The following is a 22,807-nucleotide window of genomic DNA, read 5'->3' as shown; positions in this document are numbered from 1 at the left end:
GACACTAGCTCAGTTGGTAGAGCGCAACCTTGCCAAGGTTGAGGTCACGAGTTCGAACCTCGTGTGTCGCTCCAAATTAAAACCCCAGCAGAAATGCTGGGGTTTTCTCGTTCTGGTACTTTTCCACTTTTAGCCTTTATCTTACTGATTCTTTTTGCAATGATGTCCGTACTAAAAGCACTCTAATCGTTAATCGAGGCCTCTATGTTTACCGGTATTATTCAATCCGTCGCCACCATTGATAAAATTACAGATCTTAATGGTATCCGTACTTTTGAAATTGATTTTGAAGAAGGCTTTTGTGTCGATGTCGAAATTGGCGCTAGTATTGCTGTGGATGGTGTCTGCCTAACGGTAACCGAGATCCAAACCGACAAGCGTTTATCGTTCGATGTCATGCTGCAGAGTCTTAACATCACCACACTGAGTTCATTTGAACAAGGGCAAGTAATCAATGTTGAACGTGCGGCTAAAGATGGTGCGGAAATTGGTGGTCACCCGCTATCGGGGCATGTGGACTTTAAAACGCCTCTAGTGGCCGTAGAACAGCAAGAAGACAACTATCGCATCAAATTCCAACTGCCCAAAGAGTGGAAACCTTATGTATTCCCTAAGGGTTATATCGCAATCAATGGCGCGAGTTTGACTGTGTCTGAGGTCGATAAACAAGAGGGCTGGTTCGATGTTTGGCTTATCCCAGAGACTCGCCGCATGACGACTTTTGAAGGCAAGGGTGTGGGCGATGACGTTAATATCGAGATTGAGCGCGGTACGCAAGTTGTCGTCGATACGGTGCGAGACACTATCGCAGAAACATTAGGGCCGCTTCTACCTATGTTTGAAAAGTTCTTAGAGCAGAATGGTGTGGATGTAGACGCGATTGGCCATGCTACTACTAAGAGCTTGAGCGATAAGAAAGATCAGTAAACATGTTAAAAAAAGCCGCCTCCAACGAGGCGGCTTTTTTTATGGTATAGGTTTGATATCGTTAACAAATGCTTTATAAATTGAACAATACTTCCACTGATAAAACGGTTGCGATGATAATGAGTTTTATGTTACTTTCCCGCCCAATCTCGGAATGAATCTGGGGGATACGCGTCGTAACCATTCAAGCTGATTGTGATACGACGTAGGGTAGGTACTGATTATGCCAATAATCAGTAGACGGGATACTGATGCCTGGACAGGCATATTTATGGGAAACCCAACATTGAAACACATTAACTCTCACTCAAAAATCAGCTTTGTACTTCCAAACTGTGTATTGCGCGTAAACCGTAGTATCACAGAGCCTTGATTCTCAACATCGATCTATTTTCCTAGCGCGATTGCGTTGGGCTTCGTCACATCTGTTATTCAGGTGGGGCTCGTTTTGTTGTTCGCGTAACAGCCAATTCTGTGCGCGTAAAATCAGGTTACAAGTAAATGAGTACAGCATTCGAATTTGATTCCAAAGAATTCGCGTCTTCGATTTCCGTGCAAGTTCCGCATGTCGAAGGCACCTACGATCTGACCCCAGATCAAGTTCTACTAGACCAAGCTGAGCATGAATCAGAAGTACGTTCGTATCCGCGACGTCTTCCGATTGCCATTAAGCGCGCTTATGGTGCCTTAGTGGAAGATACTCGTGGTCAAATCTTCTTAGACTGTTTAGCCGGTGCAGGCACCTTGGCGATGGGGTATAACCACCCTGAAATAAACCAAGCTCTAAAAGAGCAGCTAGATTCTGGTCTGCCATACCAAACGCTCGATATCACTACAGAAGCTAAAGACCGCTTTATCAAACGCGTAAAAGGCTTCCTGCCAGAGCAGTTTGCTGTGGATTCAGTGATTCAGTTTTGCGGCCCTTCTGGGGCTGACGCAGTGGAGGCGGCCATCAAGCTTGCCAAGCAAACTACCGGTCGCAACACCATGTTTGCCTTCCGCGGTGCGTATCATGGCATGACGAATGGCACCATGGGCATGATGGGTAATCTTGGTACTAAGGCGCGTCGCACCGGACTGATGTCCGATGTGCACTTTATGCCATTCCCGTACAGTCTGCGTTGTCCGTTTGGACTCGGTGGTGATGCGGGCGCTAAGCAAAGCATTCGCTACATTGAGCGTCTTCTCAATGACGACGAAGCAGGCATCATGAAACCTGCGGCAATCATTGTTGAGCCAGTGCAAGGTGAAGGTGGCGTGATCCCGGCTCCGGCGTTTTGGCTCAAAGAGCTGCGCAGGATCTGTGATGAACATGAAATTCTACTGATTCTGGATGAGATCCAGTGCGGTGTGGGTAAAACGGGTTACCGATTTGCCTTCGAAGAAGCGGGAATCAGCCCAGATATCCTTTGTCTTTCCAAAGCGATTGGTGGCGGTTTGCCAATGTCGATCTTGGTGTTCAACAAAAGTGTCGATACCTGGAATGCTGGTGAACACACAGGGACATTCCGTGGTAACCAATTAGCGATGGTGTCGGGTGCGAAAGCGCTTGAGATCATCGAGCGAGATAACCTTGTCGAGCACGCCAGTATTGCAGGCGAATATCTGCGCCTTGGTCTAAACAAAATCAAAGATCGCGTGAACTGCATTGCCGAAGTTCGCGGCAAAGGCCTGATGCTAGGCGTTGAAATCGTTAAACCAAGCGGCGAACACAACAAGTTTGGTGAGCCTGTTGCTGATGGCGAGCTGACACTCGCGATTCAACGCGCTGCGCTCGAGCGCGGTCTAATGGTTGAAAAAGGTGGTCGTGACGGCTCAGTCATTCGTTTTCTGCCACCACTCATCATCAGCTTTGAGCAGATTGACTTTGCGCTGCGCACTATCGAAGAGGCGATCATTGTTGCTGGCGGCGGCGAGAAAACCGAGCAAGAGGCGAAGGAATCTAGCTGGCGAAAGCACTTCATCCATACTGGTGAGCAAGGTGCCACTGAGTTTGCCCAGGTGATGAATCACACCACTCAAGCGATGAAAGAAGTGTTTGAGAAGGTCAGCAAACCATACTCTGGGTTGGATCCGAAAACGCTCGAACACCTTATCAATGACGTCAATCTTGATAGTCAAAACAACAGCCTACAAAGCGTTGTGGATGAAACAGCAGGACTTGTTGCTGAGCACTCAATCTTCACTCAACACCCAGACTGTATTGCTCATTTGCACACGCCTCCGCTGATGCCTGCGGTAGCAGCAGAAGCCATGATTGCGGCGCTAAACCAGTCAATGGATTCTTGGGATCAAGCATCTGCAGCAACGTATGTTGAGCAAAAGGTGCTGAACTGGCTGTGCGAGCGTTATGAGCTTGGTGAAAATGCGGATGGCATTTTCACCAGTGGCGGTACGCAAAGTAACTTGATGGGTTTGCTGCTCGCTCGCGACCGTATTGCGGACATCACTGACGGTCACTCTATTCAGAAACTGGGTCTGCCAAACTACGCCGATAAACTGCGTATCGTATGCTCAGACAAGTCACACTTCACGGTACAAAAGTCAGCGTCACTGCTTGGTCTTGGTGAAAAAGCGGTGCACTGCGTAGCAACTCACGACAATGGCACGATTAAGACAGATGCCTTGCTCGCTGATATCACAGCACTTAAGGAAGAAGGACTCATCCCGTTTGCATTGGTTGGCACCGCTGGCACTACAGACCACGGCGCGATTGATGACCTAGCTGCCCTTGCCGATATCGCCGCTCAGTTTGGTCTTTGGTTCCATGTTGATAGTGCTTATGGCGGCGCTCTGATTTTGAGCAGTCATAAAGATAAGCTCCAAGGCATCGAAAAAGCCGATTCCGTGAGTGTTGATTTCCATAAGCTGTTCTATCAAACCATCAGCTGTGGCTCACTGCTTGTTAAAGACAAAGCTAACTTCAAATACCTGCTTCATCATGCTGATTACCTCAATCGCGAACATGACGAGCTGCCTAACTTGGTTGATAAATCTATCGCAACAACCAAGCGTTTTGATGCTCTGAAAGTCTTTATGACGATGCAAAACGTCGGCCCAGATGCGTTAGGTGAGATGTACGATCATCTGATGGATCAAACTCAGCAAGTGGCCCAGTTGGTCGAAGCTCACCCTCAGTTTGAGCTGTTGGCTAAGCCGTCTCTATCGACTGTACTCTTTAGGGCGACAAACACAGAAGCCGCTGACTTAGAGCAACTCAATAAAACGATTCGTATCGAAGCGCTAACTCGCGGTGTGGCGGTACTAGGGGAAACCGTCGTAAACGGTCATTCGGCACTGAAATTTACGATTCTAAACCCTTGCTTGAAGCTATCGGATTTTGAGGCGCTTCTAAACAATATTCATCAATTAGCCCTTGAGCTAACTAACTCTCACTAAGAGAAAAAGGAAACAAAACAAATGGCAATTCTACAAATTGGTGCTGGTGGTGTTGGTTGGGTAGTCGCACACAAAGCGGCTCAAAACAACGATGTATTGGGTGATATCACTATCGCTTCACGCACGGTAGCGAAATGCGAAAAAATCATCGAGTCAATCAAGGGCAAAAATAACCTTAAAGATCCAGGTAAAAAGCTGGAAGCGCGTGCCGTTAATGCGGACGACGTTGAAGCGCTTGTTGCTTTGATCAATGAAGTAAAACCGGATCTCGTGATCAACGCTGGACCTCCTTGGGTGAACATCACCATCATGGAAGCGTGTCTGCAAGCGAAGGTGTCTTACCTAGATACATCGGTTGCAGTTGATCTCTGTTCTGAAGGTCAGCAAGTACCGCAAGCTTACGATTGGCAGTGGGGCTTCCGCGACAAATTCAAAGAAGCAGGTATCACAGGCATCCTAGGTGCGGGTTTTGATCCAGGTGTAGTAAGTGTATTTGCGGCGTACGCTGTGAAGCACTTGTTCGATGAGATCGATACCATCGATGTGATGGACGTAAACGCCGGTGACCACGGTAAGAAGTTTGCAACCAACTTCGACCCAGAAACCAACATGCTTGAAATCCAAGGCGACTCTTTCTACTGGGAAAACGGTGAGTGGAAACAAGTGGAATGTCACTCTCGCATGCTTGAATTTGATTTCCCACTAGTAGGTAAGCACAAGGTTTACTCTATGGCGCACGATGAAGTGCGTTCAATGCAAGAGTTTATCCCAGCGAAACGTATTGAGTTTTGGATGGGTTTCGGTGACAGCTACCTAAACTACTTCAACTGCATGCGCGATATCGGCCTACTAAGCCCAGACCCGCTAACACTGCACGACGGTACAGTCGTACAGCCACTGCACGTGCTTAAAGCACTACTGCCAGACCCAACCTCTCTAGCACCGGGCTACACAGGTAAAACCTGTATCGGTACTTGGGTTCAAGGCAAGAAAGACGGTAAAGAGCGTTCAGTATTTATCTACAACAACGCTGACCACGAAGTGGCGTATGAAGACGTTGAACACCAAGCGATTTCTTACACGACGGGTGTTCCGGCTATTACTGCGGCACTTCAGTATTTCCGCGGCAAGTGGGCTGAGGCTGGTGTGTTTAACATGGAACAGCTAGACCCAGATCCGTTCTTGGAGACAATGCCAGAGATTGGCTTGGACTGGCATGTTCAAGAATTGGAAGTTGGGTCGCCGGATATTCAGGTTTTGAAGTAGGGGTTTAAGAGCACCCCCTCTAGCTCCCCCTTATAAAGGGGGGAGAACTACTGGCTCGCTATCGCATCGCTAGTATATTAGGCGATGCGTCAGCGAGCCGTCTGTTCCTCCCCTTTATAAGGGGAGGCTAGGAGGGGTCAATCCACCAACCCAAAAACCTGCTAAAATCCCCCAACCATCACCCGGAACCCAAACCATGAACAAATCCCAACTAAAAACCCCATACTTCATGATCAACGAATCCAAGCTGATCGACAACCTAGAGAAAGCCAAACAGCTCAAAGAGATATCAGGCGTTAAGCTGGTTCTCGCACTGAAGTGTTTCTCAACATGGGGTGTTTTTGACATCATCAAACCTTATCTCGATGGCTCAACCAGCAGTGGTCCTTTTGAGGTAAAACTGGGTCACGAAACCTTTGGTGGAGAGACGCACGCTTACAGTGTGGGTTACACCGAGGACGATGTTCGTGAAGTCGCGGATATCTGTGACAAGATGATCTTTAACTCTCAGTCTCAGTTGGCGGCTTACCGTCATATTGTGGAAGGTAAAGCGTCTTTGGGACTAAGGCTTAATCCGGGCGTTAGCTATGCGGGACAAGATCTGGCAAATCCTGCGCGTAAGTATTCTCGTCTTGGCGTGCAAGCTGACCATATTGATACATCTGTATTTGATAGTATCGGTGGCGTCATGTTCCACATGAACTGTGAAAACAAAGATGTGGATGCATTTATTGCTTTACTTGATGCGATTTCAGAGCAGTTTGGTGAGCATCTCAACAAACTCGATTGGGTGAGTATGGGCGGCGGCGTATTCTTTACTTGGCCTGGCTATGATATTGCAAAGCTTGGTGCGGCGCTAAAAGCATTTTCTGACAAACACGGTGTTCAGATGTATCTGGAGCCGGGTGAAGCCATCATCACTAAGACTACCGATCTTGTGGTGACTGTGGTGGACATTGTCGAGAATGACAAGAAAACCGCCATTGTTAACTCAGCAACTGAAGCGCACCGTTTGGATACCTTAATCTACGATGAGCCGGCATCCATTTTGGAAGCAAACCCGGAAGGTGAGCATGAGTATGTGATTGGCTCGTGTTCTTGCCTTGCTGGGGATCAGTTCTGTGTGGCTAATTTTGATGAGCCGCTAAAAGTAGGTCAGCAGCTACACATTATGGATAGTGCTGGCTACACCATGGTGAAACTGAACTGGTTTAATGGATTGAAGATGCCATCTATCTATTGTGAGCGCTCTTCAGGCAACATCGAAAAACTTAACGAGTTTGGCTATGAAGACTTCAAGCGTTCACTGTCTCAGTGGTCCGTGAGCTAGTCGTTTAGTGAACATTTGAATGGCACAGGCAAGCACTTTGGGCTTGCCTGTTTTTTTATAAGCCCCTATCTTTTAACAAGATATGCGGTATGCGCTTCACTTTTCTCAAGGAACCTTTTCTGATGAAGAAACCATTCTCTGCCAAGTTATTTGGGCTACTCATAGTGCTGTTAAGTCTGTCTGGGTGCGTTAGCTACAGTATTACTGAGCAAGAGATGACCGATTACCTTAACCAAAACCTCAAGCTTGAACAGGCAGTAGGAATTGAGGATATGCTGTATGCAAAGGTGTCAGTTGATGACTTAAAAGTGAATATTGGACGCAGCGATAAAGACAGAGTTGCAGTGTTCGCCAATACCACAGCCGAACTGCACATGATGAGCCAACCAGAGATTAACTTAGATCTGGATATTGAGTTTAGTGCCATACCGAGCTACAAGAAAGAGACGGGTGAGGTGTTTCTCAAATCACTTAGACTAGAGCGCTTAGATGAAGATGGCTCTGTGCTAACCCCGGAGATCAGGCAGCTAATCAAGCCCGCTGTCGCGTTGATTGGTAATGCCGTGTCGAGCTATCCGGTGTATCAGCTTGATGAAACCACGGTAAAGCAATCACTGCTTAAATCTTCAAGCCCTGAAGTGAAAGTGGAGAATAATAAACTGGTTATCGATTTTTTTGAGTAAATCGAAGTTTTTGAAGCAGTAAGTGATCTGGTTTGACCAGGATGGACTATTATGGGTAATTTATTCAATTAATTGGAAAAATGGCGCGAGGATACTCTTTCCGCCAACAGCAAAAGGACTCTTCATGATCAGCAAAATTTTCACCACTCTGATACTCGTTCTTATCGGCTACATGTTTTACAAAAATAATAGCATGCCGTCATATCTAGGTGTGGATGATGGTCAGCTAGCTAGAATGCCTTCTACTCCAAATGCGGTTTCTTCACAGACCAATATTCCAGAAAAGCAGGTGCCACCTATCGCGTTTGACGACTTAGCGACAGCAAAATCTCGCGCATTGGCAGCGCTTAAAACCTTGGGTCGCAATGAAGTTGTTACGGACAATGGCGACTACGTTCATGCAGTGTTTACCACGCCTTTGATGCGCTTTCATGATGATGTAGAGCTGTATTTTGACGCTGACAACGGCGTAATGCACTACCGCTCTCAGTCTCGCACCGGATACAGCGATGCAGGTGTGAACCGTGCGCGCTATGATGAGTTTGTAAAAGCGTTTCAGCAGACTAACGGCTGATTTCTGAAAGCGATTCTCCTCACTGGCGGTCTGATTATTTATCTGCTGCTGTGAGGAGAGCCACATGCGTTCTATTCTTCCTGTACTTTCATTTGTTTTCTTTCTGCTTGCCCCTTCCTTTGGACTTGCGAAATCCCTTAATGGCTTTGAGTTAAGCAACGCCACCGTACCTCTGAATTTGATTCAAAGTGGAGGACCGCCTCGGGATGGTATTCCTGCGCTTACTGATCCGAAGTTTGAATTAGGCAAGACCGCAAAAAGCGTAAAGCCACGTGATGTGGTGCTGGGCTTGATGATTAATAGCGAGGCGAAAGCCTACCCGCTGAATATTCTGAACTGGCATGAGATCGTCAATGATACTGTGGGCGGAGAGCGAGTTCTAGTGAGCTACTGTCCACTTTGCGGCAGTGGAATGGCGTTTAGTAGCAAGCCACAAGGGAATGAAAAGCCTGAGCTAGAGTTTGGTGTGTCGGGTCTGTTGTATAGCTCGGACGTGCTGATGTATGACCGTGAAACCGAGTCGCTTTGGTCGCAAATCCACGGTGAAGCAGTTGCAGGGGCGCTGGTTGGCAGCAAACTTAAACAAATCCCAATGTCTCTGTCTCGTTGGTCAAGTTGGCTGCAACGTTACCCTGATACTAAGGTACTGTCGACGGAAACAGGATATCGGCGTGACTACGAGCGCGATCCTTATGCCGGTTATGCTGAGCATCCTAATCTCTATTTTCCCGTGGCGAATCAAGCCCCAAGTCAATACCACCAAAAAGAAATGGTGTTGGGTGTGCTGCTCGGTGATAGTGCCGTTGCTTTTCCATTCAGCGAGTTAGAAAAGCAAGACAAGATGAGTTTTGAGTATTTGCTTGGTAATCAGACTTATACCATTCACTGGGATAGTCATAACCAGTCAGCTTGGATAACCGACAAAGACGGACAGACCTTAGCCTCAACTTTGCTATTTTGGTTTGCTTGGTATGCCTTTTATCCTGACACCCAAGTCTTTAGTGCATCTTAAAATAAGCCCCAAGTACGCAGGGGTACTTGGGGCTGGTTGTTTATTGCTTTATGTAGCGCACCTTATTCGCTGAGGCTTTCAACTAGTGCTTTACCAACGGCGTGGGCGCTTGTTGGGTTTTGGCCAGTGATCACGCGATCATCAACGATGACCAATTCTTGCCAAGGCTGCACTTTAGTGTAGCGATTGGCAGTACGTGCAAGAGACTCTTCTAGCAAGAATGGAATAGCATCGATAGTACCAAAGTCGACTTCTTCTTCACGAGTAAAACCTGTCACTGACTTAGAGGCCAACAGCTTTTCACCATTGCTCAGTGTGATTGGCAGTAGGGCACCTGGACCGTGACATACCGCAGACACAATGCCACCACTTTCATAGTGTTTCGCCGCAATTGCTGCGAAAGACTCGTCTGTAGCGAGATCAGACAGCAAACCAAAACCACCTGGATAGAAAATAGCGTCGTAGTCTTCTACGTTGACTTGCGAGACTGGAATCGTGTTGTTAATGCGGTTTTGAAAGTCATCGTTTGCCAGCAGTTCGGCATTGACGCTATCACCTTCGATATCTGTGCCATATAGCGGCGCTTGACCACCTTTGATTGAGGCGATGTCATACTCAAACCCTGCGGCTAGGATTTCACTGAGCGCATGGGTTAATTCTGGCGCGTAGGTACCGTTGGCTTGTTCGGTTTCACCTAGCGTTGCGTGATTGGTCACTGGGATCAGTACTTTTTTCATGATTCATTCCTTTTGAGCAGACGGGCTTTTTATTGTACGAATTAACATTAATTGCAAATCAGATGGGTGATAATTGGCGAATTAGGAAAAACATTATTGCTAAATAGCAAAGATAGGCATTGCCGAGGTCATTATGGAGAGCTTTGAAGGGATCAATGAGTTCGTTGCTGTTGCGGAAAGTCACGGTTTCTCGGCTGCGGCCAAGCAGCTTGGTTGCAGCACAAGCCATGTAAGTCGCCAAGTATCGAGATTGGAACAGCGGGTAGGAGTGGCTTTGCTGGCGCGCTCGACCCGAATGGTCAGTTTGACCGATGCCGGACAGGTGTATTACCAGCAATGTAAAGAGCTGGTCATTGGCTTACAGCAAGCAAACGAGCGTTTATCTTCTCAACATATTGAGCTTAGTGGCACGTTGCGCGTTAGCGCCGCTGGTGCATTTGCAGAAAATCATGTCGCGCCTGCTCTTATGGTGTTTGCTAAGCAATATCCAGAACTCACGGTTGAGATGGACTTTAATACCCGTATGGTGAACTTCATCGAAGATGGCGTTGATTTTGCGATTCGCTACGGCCGTTTGAATGACTCTGGGTTAGTGGCAAGAAAGCTAGTGGACAGACCGATGGCCGCCGCCGCAAGTCCGCAGTACTTGTCACAATACGGTGAGCCAACGCACCCCAATCAACTTGCCCAGCATAGCTGCATAATTGCCAATAATGACCATTGGCAGTTTGAGAAAGAAGGTACTCCCATGAGCGCTATTCGAGTCAGCGGTCGTTGGAGAAGCAACAACTCAAACGCATTACTGCAAGCGTGTGAAGAGGGGCTGGGTATCGCCTATTTGCCTCGAAGCAGTTTTGGGGATGCATTATCTACCGGCAAATTAACGCCCGTTCTAGAGCCCTATTGGGGCAAAGGTTCGAGCAGCTGGATTGTTTATCAGAATCGCCGATTTTTGCCCGTAAGAGCAAGAATGGCGATTGATTTTTTAGTGAATTACTTCGCTGATTGGCAAGAATGAGGCAGCTACTTGAAAAGGTGTTGCAAAGCACGGCTGACAGGAAGTTTGCTTCCAGCCACATAAGCGTTCATTTTTCCGGTGAGGTCTTTTTTCACCTTCTCGAGCTTATGAAGATTGATCATCGTTGAGCGGTGAATTTGCCAAAAACAGTCTGGGTCAAGCTGGTTTGATAGCTCTTTGATGCTGCTACGCAGCACATATTCCCGCTTGTCATCGGTGATTAAGGTCACGTACTTATCTTCGGCTTTTAAGTAGGCGATATCGTCGACCGACACCAGATGAATCTCATCCTGCTTACTGGCTTTAAGCCACTTTGAGAACTGTGGTGTGGCATTCAGGGACAGCTTTTCCAAATTGGCCATGAGCGAGCTAAGCTCTGGGGCTGCGCTATGTGAAGACAAGCGCGACTTAGCTTTTTCACATGCATCAATAAGCCTTGTTTCATCAATGGGCTTGAGTAAGTAGTCAATAGCATTGGCTTCAAAAGCACTGACAGCATAGTGATCAAACGCGGTGATAAAGATGATCAGCGGCGCTGGTTTATCGCTGTTTGAAGAACGTTTAGCGACCTCGCGCGCCACATCCAGTCCGGTTTTTCCCGGCATTTGAATATCCAAAAACACGACATCGATGTGTTCCTTCTCGATGGCGGAAAGCGCTTGTTCGCCGTTTTCACATTTCGCAACGACTTCGAGTTCAGGCCAAGCCTCTGCGAGCAGTTTGTCTAGGTGGAATCGGAGCAGCGGTTCGTCGTCAGCAATCAGTGCTTTTATCATAGTTCATCCAACATTATTGAGCGTCGAGCGGTAAAGTAATGGTGGCGGTTACACCACCCTGTGCGTTTTCAGTGATGGTCAGCGTGGCGCGGCCTTGATACATGGCATTGAGCCGTGATTTAGCATTCTTGATCCCAATACCGTGGCCTGCATTGTCGCTGTTGGCTGAGAGGCCTAATCCGTTATCAACGACCTTTATTACGCATTGATTGCCTTTATTTTGTGCCTCAATGGCAATATTGCCTCCTTTGACACTAGGCTCAATACCATGCTTGATAGCATTCTCTACTAGAGGTTGCAGTAGATATGGCGGGATCATCAGATGGCTGGCTTCATCTGAAACATCAAACGTTGCCGTTAGTCTGTCACCTAAACGCGTTTCTTGGATAGCGAGGTAGGCTTCCAATAGCTTTATTTCCGAGGTGATGCTGACATGACTACTGCGGTGGCCTGTCATGCTGGCGCGAAGAAGTGTGGTCAGCTTATCGAGCATTACTTTGGCCTGCTCGGGATTGGCATCAACGAGCACACCAACATTAGCTAAGGTATTGAACAGAAAGTGTGGCTCGATTTGACTTTGCAATTGCTTAAGCTCTGATTCGACTAAGGCTTTTTCTTGTTCAATTTGGTTGCGTTTGCTTTGCTCTAGAGCTTGTTGCAGTCTCATTTTCTGCTCTTGAGCATGAAAAAAGTAGAAGCAGATTGAGGTAAATATAATGCCAAGGAAAAAGATCGGTTTTATGCCGTTCCAAACATCGAATCCCGGATATTTACTCACCCAAAAATAAGCATTTACCGTACCGAGCGCGACCGCTACTGATAGAGTAATGGCGAGTGATAGAGTGCGCTGCTGATTCAGTGTCGGCACAAAACGAGCAAGCGCCCAAGACATGAACACGGCGCTGTAACCATAGCCTAAGCTTATCATCAGGTTTTCGTAATAAGGTGCAGACCAAATGGAAGCGGTGATCACCGCGATTAAGGCGCAGAACAGGGTTGTGAGCAATAATGAGCGAGCCCAGCCATTCTCTGCCATTGGAATAGTCATCATTAGAAACGTCCTTTTAGATTAATTAGTATGTTATAGGTATCAGGTAAATTTGCATACACGCTATTCGTTGCCCCGGTCACGAATCGAGCGGCAAGTTCCAGGTTAAAACGGGTGTCTCCTGTATCAACCACATCAAAATCGAGCCACTGAGTAGCGATAATGCCGCCATCCTCAGGCGCTAACATGATATCCAGTCGCGGGTGCATGCTGCGTAGTAGGTCGCTGTCTTTACTCCATTGCCACTGACGCCAGAAAATAGGGTCAAGCCGGCCGTGCAGCATGACGTTGTGCTGTACGATGTTTTGCTGGCTGTAGCCAAGGGCATATGATTGAGAGATGGGGTTAAATTTCGGGTCATTAGAGCTGGCATATTGAAACGCGCTATCCCATTCAGATTGACTCCAAGCTCGCGAGTCATACCAATACTCACCAATCACACTCAGGCCGGATTCGTGCGACCATGTGCTTCCCACTAATACTTGGTTGGCACTGTTTTTCTCGGTGAGTCTCACCGGTTGATTGGGTGTGATGTCATAGCCTTGATAACGGCGCGAATAAGAAACCGATGCGTGTGCTGACCATGCTTGGTTGAATACATTAACCAGACTCCCACCAAGCAGTCCCTGACGAACATTGTCGTAATAGCCAATCATTTGCAGCTCAAGGTCGCCCAGTAAGCGGTAGTATTTGCCACCCAGTCCTTGCTGTTCGGTAGCGCGGCCATACTCTGAGGTGTCGAGTTGGCTCCAGCTTGAGTCGGTAGCGATGAGCGTCCATTCCGACTCCAATCCATAGTGAGACAGCGCCAGTGTGCCCGCACCTTCTTCTATCTGTATTCCTACTGGGTTTCGGCGATAGGGGGTGAAAATGTCCAGAACTCGGTAGCCATAGCCAACGCCCCAATCGATACGTGCCTTGCCTATGAGTACGTCCCACTCCGATTCACCGAGCGTTACGCTGGTCTCGTAAGTCAGCGTAGAGATGACCGCATCGAATTGGCGTTGGTTATGGCCGTTGGGCGCATTGTCATAAAGAGATGTGCCAAGCAGAGCCACATTGGCGCTAAACGAATGAAACTGCGCATTGATATCGAGTAGGGCATTCACTTGCTCGTGGCTGCGATCGCTTTGATCTGGCAAGAATGCACTGTCGCCGCCACCAATGGACTGTAAGTTCACTTGATAGTCGGTTTCAATATCGAGTTCATCCCACGAAGACTCTGTTGCGTTTGCTATGTTTGCGTTTAAAAGAAGAACCAGCGCCGCAGGCACCCAAGCAATACGCTTGGGTGCAGCTGAGCTATGTTCTAAGTTATGTTCCAAGCTATGTTGGGCGTTCATAGCTCAACTCGCTTGTTTTTAGATAGGTACGCCGGGTTGTAGTACTTGTCGGCGAGCTGGTGCGGCGTAACCTGTTGATAGTCGATGACCGTCTTTTTGTCGGTTTGGATTTGGTCGAGTAAGACCATAGTGACTACGCGTCTTTGGCCTTCCCGCTCTCCAGATTCAAACAGAGCCTTTTTGGCCAATTTGCCAGAAGTGAGGTAGAGGTCGGCACGCACTGGAAAACCGCTTTGCTTCTCAACCCAGAGGTCAATGGACTGATAACTTGCACCCGCTGTTTTTGCCTTTAGAGATAGCTGCAGCGTAGGCTCTGAATCAGCACCGATAATGTCACTTTGCTCTGAGATGATTTCACCCGTGTAATCTTGACTCCAAGTAAGGGTGGAGACATCGCCCACCGACGCATCACCCAACAGCTTTTGCATCGGTGTGATGCGGATGGGTCTGCGGCTTTTCGGCATGACTAACCAGTAATTATCACCAAGCATCAACATCTTTTGACCTTGCTCGACTTTGGACTTAAACAGCACCAAAGATTCGCGTTCTGGCCTCAGATACACTTCATACTGGCGAGTCTTATCCAGCTCGCCATCTTGATACAACGCTACTTGAGTGACAACTTTAGAAGCGGCGTCTTCTAGGCGATAGTCATCGGCGATCGAAAGTATCTCAGCAGCGCTGGTATCTTTAGAGATAGTGATTGCTTGTGCTTGCCAGCTGGCGCAGATAGTGACCAGTGATGCTATTACTAGCGGTTGTTTTCGAATCCAATTAAACATAAGCAAGTGCCTCCGTAATAGGTCGTTTGGTGCCTTTGCGTGCGGAAATAAAGGCGGCAAATACGCAGATGATGATGACAGCGATGCCTGCGTAGGTAGCAACGTTCAGTGAGAACACCAGCTCAAGTGGGTAGCCTTCGCTTCGCCCCGGTGGAGGTGGCATTTGAATGTTGGCAACTTGAAGGAACAGGGTGGTGAGCCAGGCAAACAGGGCGCCCGCAACGCTGCCAATTATTCCGATGAGTATTGACTCACGGACAAACATCGCGATGATTTCTCGTGGGTAACTGCCCATCGCCGACAAAGCGCCAATTTCACGGGTACGTTCAGACACGGTCATCGACATAGTGTTAAACAGCGCCACAAATACCACTAGACCAAGCACGATACCGAGGACACCAAAGATGCCGTTGTAAAGGCCGCGAACCTTGTTGTAGAAAAACGCGCGCTCGTACCATGGGGTGAGTTGCAAGTTTGAAAATGCAGGATCGCTGTTGAGTGCTTTTGTCACTGCCATTGAGGCGGAGTCTGTCAGTTTGGTGTCGTCTAGGTAGATAGATACGGCGCTGACTTTGTCACTGGCGAGTAGTGACTGTGCACTCGATAGGCGAACATGAATCTGGCGTTTATCAAGTTCAGGAACGCCAGTGCTGTAGGTGCCCACAACTTGGAAATCCATCGCATTGAGCACACCATCGGTTGTCGTGGCAAGCAACGTTACCCAGTCCCCAACGCGAACGGACAGGTTATTGGCCAGTTCATTAGCGATCATAATGCCGTCTTCGCTGGACTCGGTAAGTGCGCTGCCGGTTTGCAAACCAATGAAATCTTCACGCAGAACAAACTCACTGGGCTCAACACCATTGCCGACAAAAATAGAGGATTTTCGACCATTGGAAATCAAACCAGAGAAATAGATCCTAGGTTGAATACCCTTAGTTTCGAGCGTTTGGCTAAGTAGTCCGTTAAGCGTTTGGTACTGAGCGATACCATTTTGCAGTGGCATCTCTTCTTCACGCTCAAAGTAGCCAGGCTGGCTTAAGGTGATGTGGCCAACATCATTCGCGGTGGAGCGCTCGAGTGATTGATACGTAAACAACCCAAAACCCGCTGCCGCAGTAAGTGCAAAGATAGCAATTGCAACGATGATCAATGACAACAATGTGCGGCGCTTGTTTCTAACCAGATATAGGCTCGCGGCTTTAAAGCCCTGTAGTTGTGATGAAATCATGCGATCTCCTTACTTAGCTCAACAGGCTGGTGGTTTGGCGTGGAAGAGAGCTTACCGTCGACCAGTTCAATGGTGCGGTCACAGCGGCTGGACATACGACTGTCGTGCGTGGCGACGATGAAAGTCGTGCCTTGTTCATGACTAAGCTGTTTCATTAACTCCACGATTTGCCCTGCAGATTTGCTGTCTAGGCTGGCGGTTGGCTCATCGGCAATGACCAACTGTGGGCTATGAATCAAAGCTCTAGCTATCGCAACACGTTGCTGCTGGCCGCCGGAAAGGTGGTCGGGACGATGGTGTTTGACTTCACCAAGTCCCACACGCTCTAGCCACTGCTCGGCAATTTGCATGCGTTCTTGAAAAGAGATTTTGTTGAGCATAAGTGGGTAGGCAACATTTTCCAGAGCCGTCATTACTGGAATTAGGTTAAAGCGCTGGAACACAAATCCAATATTCTCACGGCGAAAACGGGTTAACGCTTTGCCGTCTTTGCTCATGGTGTTACCTGCGAAAGAAATCTCGCCATCATAATTGGTGTCGAGTAGCCCTAAGATATTGAGCAGAGTACTTTTCCCTGACCCTGACGGCCCACACAAGGCAACGATCTCGCCAGTCTGAATCGTGCCAGAAATGTGTTTGAGCGCTTCTACATGATTTGCACCCATGATGTAGCGTTTAAGTAGTTGATGGAACGTAATCATATCGACTCCTTGCGATACTTTTCGATTGGTGTGTGTTCAATTTACTGAGTCGGGCAGGGCATCGCTTCGTGATGCGACAAATGGTGATTTTTGGAGATAAACGGTTAGTGATGGAGATAAATGGTTCTCAAAGAATGATCGAATTGTCAGGGGTTACGTTGAAAGAGAAGATATTCACAATTGGTATTGAGAAACATGGCTTCGACAATAAATAAGTTTAATCCCAACAAGTTACTGAACAGCAAGTGGACAGCAGTGACACCGAAACAGAAAGAGAAGCACTTCATTGTGGTTGAAGTAGAGCGCGATGAAGAGGGCATTGTGATTGGTTGTCAGTTAGAGGCGATTATGTCGAAGCGAGTGATAGAGATGGATTGGCGTGAGTTGAAGGATAGGGAGAGTTGGTTGCAGGGGTGGAAGTGAGGGGCGTGCTTATCTACCTTCGGACTAGATACTATCCCCCACGTTTAGTTAGCGTCATTCCTGCGCAGGCAGGAATCTAACCGCAGCGGGTATTGACTCGCCTTTTAACCTTGAAAGCTGAGTTGACCGACGTTGTTACACCAGTAGGTATTGATCTGTTGCTAATGCTCGCTTTTCCTTAACGCATTTATGCCCCTTTCTGTGTCAATAACCCAAATCCAAATCCGGTCATTCCTGCGAAGGCAGGAATCTACTGACAGCGCCCACTGAATCATATCGTCAACTCCGCAAACTGAGTGACGAGGCTAGCTTATTTTTGCCCCAAAACGTGTTTAGACCATAGTAAACCTCCATTAGAATAATTTGGTCAAAAGACTGTAGGCCAAATTCAGAACAACTCATAATCGCTATGATTAAATATCATGACAAGCGAGTATTGATATGATTTTTTCGTGATGGCATAGTGGTCGCCTATGAAGAATTTTAAAACCTCAGCTGCGCACGCAGCAACACACAATAACTTATTAAACGTACCTTGGTAGCGTCCTAATCAAAGACCAAATTACATCCAAAATTCGTACAAATTTAATAAGTTGAGGTTATATGACTCTCTCTGTTTTTGCGTCACTGTTTATCGTGACACTTCTAGGCACAATGACACCTGGCCAATCCGTTATCATGGTTGCTCGCCATACTTTAGCAAGTGGCCGAATTAACGGGGTTATTACAGCTTGCTCTCATGCAATTGGCGTTGGTATCTATGCGATTCTGTCGTTGACAGGTCTTGCTCTGACTTTGAAAAACTCTCCGCTAGTTTTCCACTTTATTGCGTATTCTGGTGCCGCTTATCTATTTTATTTAGGTATGTGTTCATTACGTTCTAAAGGGGGGCTGTCCGACAAAATAGTGAGTGGAAAACCCTTTACTCGACTAGAGTCGGCCCGCGCTGGCTTTGTGATCTCATTGCTTAACCCAAAGATCATCATTTTCTTTCTAGCTCTGTTTAGCCAATTTGTCTCTGTTGGTAATGATTTTCAGAGCAAAGCGATTATTGCGACCACGCCAATTTTTCTAGACGCAATGTGGTACTCATTCATTGCTTGCATATTATCTAGACCGAATACGATGACCTACTTACGTCAATACGCAGTTTTAATCGACCGCCTGTCAGGGGGAGTTCTAATAGGTTTAGCGATTAAAGTTCTATTTGTTTAAAGGAGGGAGTATGGGTAATTTTGAAAAATTTTGTTTTCTAGCTGGAACGATTTGCTTCTTTATTGGTGGTTGTATCGCACTCTATCAATGGTAATTAGGTAATAAAACCGGACTGGAAATGGTCAGTCCGGTTTGTCATTAGGTATTCAACCCTTGAGCCAGTAATGTAGTCTACGTTGTCCCATTGATCGTATACCGGCTTACCGTACTTCAGATGCTCCATTAAATACTAATTTAGTGAAGGCGCTGGCACGGTTTTGTACAAAGGTCACTTAGCATTCCAACTCGCACTTACCATTAATTACCCTTTCCCCCTGCCGTTTTGCTCCCTTTCCCGCTAGAATACCCCCATCACAACCCACTCACTTTCCGAATCAATAAGGATTGCCATGAGCAGCCAAAACGCACTATCTAGCGATATAGTGATTGTCAGTAACTCTTCCGATAACCCGTTTGCCATTGATGTCGCTTATGCGATGGGGCAGCATGAGGACATCTCTGATGTCATCAGTATGAAGCACTTCATGAATACCGAATTTTGCCCGCGCTTTATCTCCGATGAAGATGACATGGACAATATCGGCAATAGCTTAGAAGGTAAGACGGTCGTTATCGTCAGCACTGGGAATCTAGTGACCAGTCGTCAAGAGCTAGCGATGCACAACTTTATTATTGCGCGTGCTGCCAAAGAAAACGGTGCGAGTCGTGTAGTGCTGGTGGAGCCAGACCTGTTCTTTTCTGCGCAAGATCGTGGTGCGCGTCCGGAGCTTGGTGATACGGGCGGTGAACGTTCTGTGTCGGATATCAAGAAGTTTGATGGTCAGCCGTTTACCGCACAGCTTTATGCGCAGTTGTTGAAGCTGTCTGGCGTTGATGATGTAGTGACGGTACACAATCACTCAGACTCAGTGCAAAAGATGTTTGGCGATGTGTTTGGTGGCCGCTTCTATAATCTCATTCCTTATCAGATTTACGCGCATTACCTGCTCAATTCTAATATGTTGAACTACGGCCCAGATGGCGAAGGTTTGGTACTTTGTGCGCCAGACAAGGGGGCACGTGATTTCGTTAAAGAGATGTACAACCGAATTGGTTTGAGCAAAGCCAAATTCATCATGTTGGATAAAGAGCGCACCGCTGAACGTAAAGTTGAAATCACTCTACACAAAGAGAGTGAAGACACGTTCGAAGGTTTGGAAAAGTCGAGCATCGTACTGTTCGACGACATGGTTCGTACTGGGTCAACCGTGGTGAAATCGTGCCAGTTCCTGCAGCAGCTTAAACCTGAGAACATGGTGTTTACCGTCTCTCACTTCTACGCGAGCACCGAAGGTCGTGAGCGTATGTCGCACCCTGCATTGGGCGAGATTCTGACGCTCAATACCATGCCAACCATTCTTAACCGTGACGAACAAGGTCGTCTGCGTAAGAAGATGGTGGTACTGAAGATTGAGAAGTACTTGGCGCAGGAGCTAAGCAAAATCTTAGATATTCCGCAGCGTTTGGAAGAAGAAAATCCATATAAGATCGACATGTCTTCTAAAAACCCGCGTTTCCAGCGCAAGATTTGGTTCTCTGATCAGCTGTCTGAGCTGAAAGGCTAACCAGCGCATTCTATCGGTTTAGTACAGCGATAGATTAGCTACTTAGTAACGGCATATTCCGATAAGGAGTGTGCCGTTTATTTATTTCTGAACGCTACAAAAACTTGGTGCAGCGCAAAACATACCGCGCCAAGGACAGCACCACTTGCTAGATGAATCATACTCGCGCCGATGCTCTCCCAGAATAGATCTAGGCTAGGAATATGATTAAATGTGTCCGCTTGAGCGGCGCTTAAGTGTTCCAGCCAGGGCAGGGCGTGGGCGATAATACCACCGCCAACTAGGAACATGGCGATAGTGCCAACAATACCCAGCGCTTTCATTAACCACGGAGCAAACTGCAGCAGACCCATGCCAAGCTTTTGTTTTATCGAACTCTTGTTGGGGTTGTTATTGATAAGCCATAGCCCTGCATCATCAAGTTTGACGATGATCGCTACCAAACCGTATACACCTGCGGTGACTAATACCGCTACCACACTTAAGCCTATCGCTTGCATGGCGAGGGACTGCGCCATCATAGTACCCAGCGCAATGACCACAATTTCAGCTGAAAGAATAAAGTCGGTGCGAACGGCGCCTTTCACCTTTTGTTTTTCGTAATCGGCGAGTTCTTCTTCGCTCATGGTTAGAGCTGGATGATTACTGGTTGCTGTTGACGTTTCGCCGCGATGGCTCCACCAATGGTGCACCTTTTCAAAGCCTTCATAGCAGAGAAAAGCACCACCAAGAGTAAGAAGGGGTGTTATTAGCCAAGGGGCAACCAAGCTAATCAAAAGTGCAGCGGGGACTAAAATGACTTTATTAAGCAGTGAGCCCTTTGCTACTGCCCAAACTACCGGCAGCTCTCGCTCAGTAGAGACGCCGCTGACTTGCTCTGCGTTAACCGCTAGATCGTCACCGAGCACACCAGCGGTCTTCTTAACCGCAACTTTGGACATGACCGCCACATCGTCCATCAGTACGGCAATATCGTCAATCAGAGTCAGTAAACTTGCGCCAGCCATGGAGAGGTTCCTTTAAGTAGTATTTACCTGTTTTACCATGGCTTTATTGTAGTTGATGTTAAGCGCTAGGCGCAGACTTCTTCGCCAGCTTCATCTTCCATTACGATGTCCGTCTCAGAGCTTGCCTCTGCAAGCCATCGCAAAATGGCGCCGCTGGAGAGGACTTTTTCTTGATAGTGCTTTGCAGATTCAGATAGCTCAATACCATAGGTTCTAAATCTGAGTGCGACGGGAGCATACATAGCGTCAGCAATGGACCAGTCGCCAAATAGCCATTGTTCTGGATACTGGCTCATTTGCTCTGACCATAAATCATCGATTCGTTTGATATCCGCACGAGCCGCTTGGCTTAATTTAACCTTGCGACGAGCGCGGCAGTTCATTGGTAGCTCATTACGAAGCGCCATAAAACCTGAGTGCATTTCACTGACTACGGCACGTGCTTTGGCGCGCTCTGTGATAGACCCTGGCCAGCAGCGACCATCAAGATATCGCTCGTTGACATATTCCATGATGGCGAGTGAATCCCAAGTGGTAATGTCGGCGTCGACTAGGGTAGGCACTTTGGCTGTTGGTGTTACTTCGGCAAGTGTTTGATAAAACTCGGGAGTGAATAGAGTGAGCTTTTCCACTTCCACGTTTATATTGTTTTGAGCAAAGATAAGCCAGGCTCGTAGTGACCAACTCGAGTAGTTTTGGTTTGCAATATACAGTTTCATGTCGCCTCCTTTCTTGGTTTGATTTTCATCATAATCAATGGTTTGATGGGTGACTAACGCATAGTTTTAATGAGTGCCATCAATGGAATCGATGGGTGGAGAGGGTTATGGATATTGAAGCGCTACGCAGCTATTTGACGTTTTCGGAAACGGGCAGTTTTACTCGGGCGGCGAAACAGATCAATCGAACGCAGTCTGCGTTTAGCGCCCAGATGAAGAAGTTAGAAAGTGAAGCGGGGACGCCACTGTTTGAGCGTCAGGGGCGTAATATGATGCTCACAGAAGCAGGGCTAGCGCTAAAAGCACACGCGGAGCAAATCTTGGCGCTGCATGATAAAGCGTTGCATCAAGTTCAGAAGTATCAAAATAAAACCTCACTGAGGCTCGGCTGCCCCGAAGATTACAATGAAACCATTCTTCCAAAAGTGATCAGTGCCATCACTCAAACGGAGCCGACTTGTTCAGTTCAAGTTTACTCTCAACCCAGTGTCGTTCTAAGAGAGTGGCTCGATGAAGGGAAAATCGACGCAGCGATAGTGACCAGAGCACCAGACAGTGAAGAGGGTTATTGGCTTGAGTCCGATCGCGGAGTGTGGATTGCTGCTGAGGATTTTAATGTCTCTCAAAGGCCGCTGCCTTTGGTGCTGTTTCAAACCGACTGTAAATACCATGCTGCTGCTATTGATATTTTGGCGAAACGCAGTGTTAGCCATCAACTCATCGCATGCTGCAATACGGCATCCGCCCAACGGTCGTTGGTCTCTGCAGGGCTTGGCGTCGGGGCGATGGGGCAACTGAGCGTCAACAAGGATGTGGTCATTCTAGATAATATGCCGCCACTGCCTAATGTCGACATAGTGCTGCTCACAGGAGCCACTGCGCACCCTCTGATAACACAGTTATTTATTGCTGAAATTTAGCTCTGTTTAGGGGAGATAGATGGACATGTAATACGATTTATTCGTATTACATGTCTAGAATAATTATCAATATATTCTGTGGTTAAACGCAA

21 protein-coding genes are annotated in these 22,807 nt (G+C 47.5%); 12 read left to right on the top strand and 9 right to left on the bottom strand.

What is annotated here, in order from left to right:
- The first annotated feature begins 204 nt into the window (after positions 1–204).
- The 7 genes from ACVA6Q_RS12805 (at position 205) to ACVA6Q_RS12775 (ending at position 9,191) form a co-directional block, all read left to right on the top strand.
- Complete coding sequence (locus ACVA6Q_RS12805; RefSeq protein WP_353498402.1) at positions 205–927, top strand: riboflavin synthase subunit alpha; 723 nt, start codon at positions 205–207, stop codon at positions 925–927.
- 501 nt (positions 928–1,428) lie between these two features.
- Entirely contained in the window at positions 1,429–4,326 is a 2,898-nt protein-coding gene (locus tag ACVA6Q_RS12800) for a diaminobutyrate--2-oxoglutarate transaminase family protein (protein ID WP_446647764.1), read from the top strand.
- A 21-nt stretch (positions 4,327–4,347) separates the two neighbouring features.
- Entirely contained in the window at positions 4,348–5,592 is a 1,245-nt protein-coding gene (locus tag ACVA6Q_RS12795) for a carboxynorspermidine synthase (protein ID WP_446647763.1), read from the top strand.
- Positions 5,593–5,788: 196 nt separating this feature from the next.
- A complete protein-coding gene (gene nspC / locus ACVA6Q_RS12790; protein WP_446647762.1) occupies positions 5,789–6,922 on the top strand; it encodes a carboxynorspermidine decarboxylase in 1,134 nt (377 codons plus the stop codon).
- A gap of 122 nt (positions 6,923–7,044) precedes the next feature.
- A complete protein-coding gene (locus ACVA6Q_RS12785) occupies positions 7,045–7,605 on the top strand; it encodes a DUF1439 domain-containing protein (RefSeq protein WP_353498406.1) in 561 nt (186 codons plus the stop codon).
- 124 nt (positions 7,606–7,729) lie between these two features.
- Positions 7,730–8,179 (top strand): DUF1499 domain-containing protein, encoded by a 450-nt coding sequence (locus ACVA6Q_RS12780; RefSeq protein ID WP_446647761.1) that lies wholly within the window; start codon positions 7,730–7,732, stop codon positions 8,177–8,179.
- Between the two features lie 64 nt (positions 8,180–8,243).
- Positions 8,244–9,191, top strand: coding sequence for a DUF3179 domain-containing protein (locus tag ACVA6Q_RS12775; protein ID WP_446647760.1), 948 nt, complete (start codon positions 8,244–8,246; stop codon positions 9,189–9,191).
- Between the two features lie 62 nt (positions 9,192–9,253).
- Here the strand turns inward: ACVA6Q_RS12775 and ACVA6Q_RS12770 are convergent, their stop codons facing one another.
- Positions 9,254–9,928 (bottom strand): type 1 glutamine amidotransferase domain-containing protein, encoded by a 675-nt coding sequence (locus tag ACVA6Q_RS12770; protein ID WP_446647759.1) that lies wholly within the window; start codon positions 9,926–9,928, stop codon positions 9,254–9,256.
- A 133-nt stretch (positions 9,929–10,061) separates the two neighbouring features.
- Between ACVA6Q_RS12770 and ACVA6Q_RS12765 the strand changes: the two genes are divergently transcribed.
- Positions 10,062–10,946: a LysR family transcriptional regulator gene (locus ACVA6Q_RS12765; protein ID WP_353498410.1), complete on the top strand. Its 885-nt coding sequence runs from the start codon at positions 10,062–10,064 to the stop codon at positions 10,944–10,946.
- A 5-nt stretch (positions 10,947–10,951) separates the two neighbouring features.
- Here ACVA6Q_RS12765 and ACVA6Q_RS12760 read toward each other — a convergent pair whose 3' ends face one another.
- The 6 genes from ACVA6Q_RS12760 to ACVA6Q_RS12735 are packed head-to-tail and all read right to left on the bottom strand — an operon-like array spanning position 10,952 to position 16,827.
- Complete coding sequence (locus ACVA6Q_RS12760) at positions 10,952–11,722, bottom strand: LytR/AlgR family response regulator transcription factor (RefSeq protein WP_446647758.1); 771 nt, start codon at positions 11,720–11,722, stop codon at positions 10,952–10,954.
- Positions 11,723–11,735: 13 nt separating this feature from the next.
- Positions 11,736–12,773, bottom strand: a complete 1,038-nt coding sequence (locus tag ACVA6Q_RS12755) for a sensor histidine kinase (protein WP_446647757.1) — start codon at positions 12,771–12,773, stop codon at positions 11,736–11,738.
- On the bottom strand, positions 12,773–14,113 hold the full coding sequence (locus ACVA6Q_RS12750; RefSeq protein ID WP_446647756.1) for a hypothetical protein: 1,341 nt from the start codon (positions 14,111–14,113) through the stop codon (positions 12,773–12,775). Before ACVA6Q_RS12750 ends, ACVA6Q_RS12755 begins: the two co-directional genes overlap by 1 nt.
- Positions 14,110–14,895 (bottom strand): outer membrane lipoprotein-sorting protein, encoded by a 786-nt coding sequence (locus ACVA6Q_RS12745; protein ID WP_446647755.1) that lies wholly within the window; start codon positions 14,893–14,895, stop codon positions 14,110–14,112. The genes ACVA6Q_RS12750 and ACVA6Q_RS12745 overlap by 4 nt, the downstream gene beginning before the upstream one ends.
- Positions 14,888–16,126, bottom strand: coding sequence for an ABC transporter permease (locus ACVA6Q_RS12740; protein WP_446647754.1), 1,239 nt, complete (start codon positions 16,124–16,126; stop codon positions 14,888–14,890). The genes ACVA6Q_RS12745 and ACVA6Q_RS12740 overlap by 8 nt, the downstream gene beginning before the upstream one ends.
- Entirely contained in the window at positions 16,123–16,827 is a 705-nt protein-coding gene (locus ACVA6Q_RS12735; protein WP_446647753.1) for an ABC transporter ATP-binding protein, read from the bottom strand. Before ACVA6Q_RS12735 ends, ACVA6Q_RS12740 begins: the two co-directional genes overlap by 4 nt.
- 195 nt (positions 16,828–17,022) lie before the next feature.
- On the opposite strand from ACVA6Q_RS12735, the gene ACVA6Q_RS12730 reads away from it, so the two are divergent.
- The 3 genes from ACVA6Q_RS12730 to ACVA6Q_RS12720 all read left to right on the top strand — a co-directional run bounded on the left by ACVA6Q_RS12730 (position 17,023) and on the right by ACVA6Q_RS12720 (position 20,069).
- Complete coding sequence (locus tag ACVA6Q_RS12730; protein ID WP_446647752.1) at positions 17,023–17,250, top strand: TIGR02450 family Trp-rich protein; 228 nt, start codon at positions 17,023–17,025, stop codon at positions 17,248–17,250.
- Between the two features lie 603 nt (positions 17,251–17,853).
- A complete protein-coding gene (locus ACVA6Q_RS12725) occupies positions 17,854–18,465 on the top strand; it encodes a LysE family translocator (protein WP_446647751.1) in 612 nt (203 codons plus the stop codon).
- Positions 18,466–18,854: 389 nt separating this feature from the next.
- Entirely contained in the window at positions 18,855–20,069 is a 1,215-nt protein-coding gene (locus ACVA6Q_RS12720) for a phosphoribosyltransferase family protein (protein WP_353498419.1), read from the top strand.
- A gap of 77 nt (positions 20,070–20,146) precedes the next feature.
- On the opposite strand, the gene ACVA6Q_RS12715 is transcribed toward ACVA6Q_RS12720, so the two are convergent.
- Positions 20,147–21,076 carry a DUF808 domain-containing protein gene (locus ACVA6Q_RS12715; protein ID WP_446647750.1) on the bottom strand — a complete coding sequence of 310 codons (930 nt, stop codon included), beginning with the start codon at positions 21,074–21,076 and terminating at the stop codon, positions 20,147–20,149.
- 65 nt (positions 21,077–21,141) lie between these two features.
- A complete protein-coding gene (locus tag ACVA6Q_RS12710) occupies positions 21,142–21,795 on the bottom strand; it encodes a glutathione S-transferase family protein (RefSeq protein ID WP_446647749.1) in 654 nt (217 codons plus the stop codon).
- Positions 21,796–21,902: 107 nt separating this feature from the next.
- On the opposite strand from ACVA6Q_RS12710, the gene ACVA6Q_RS12705 reads away from it, so the two are divergent.
- Complete coding sequence (locus ACVA6Q_RS12705; RefSeq protein ID WP_446647748.1) at positions 21,903–22,715, top strand: LysR family transcriptional regulator; 813 nt, start codon at positions 21,903–21,905, stop codon at positions 22,713–22,715.
- Positions 22,716–22,807 lie beyond the last annotated feature (92 nt).

Source organism: Vibrio sp. DNB22_10_4, from assembly GCF_052879755.1.
This window is presented reverse-complemented; position numbering and strand designations above follow the sequence as displayed.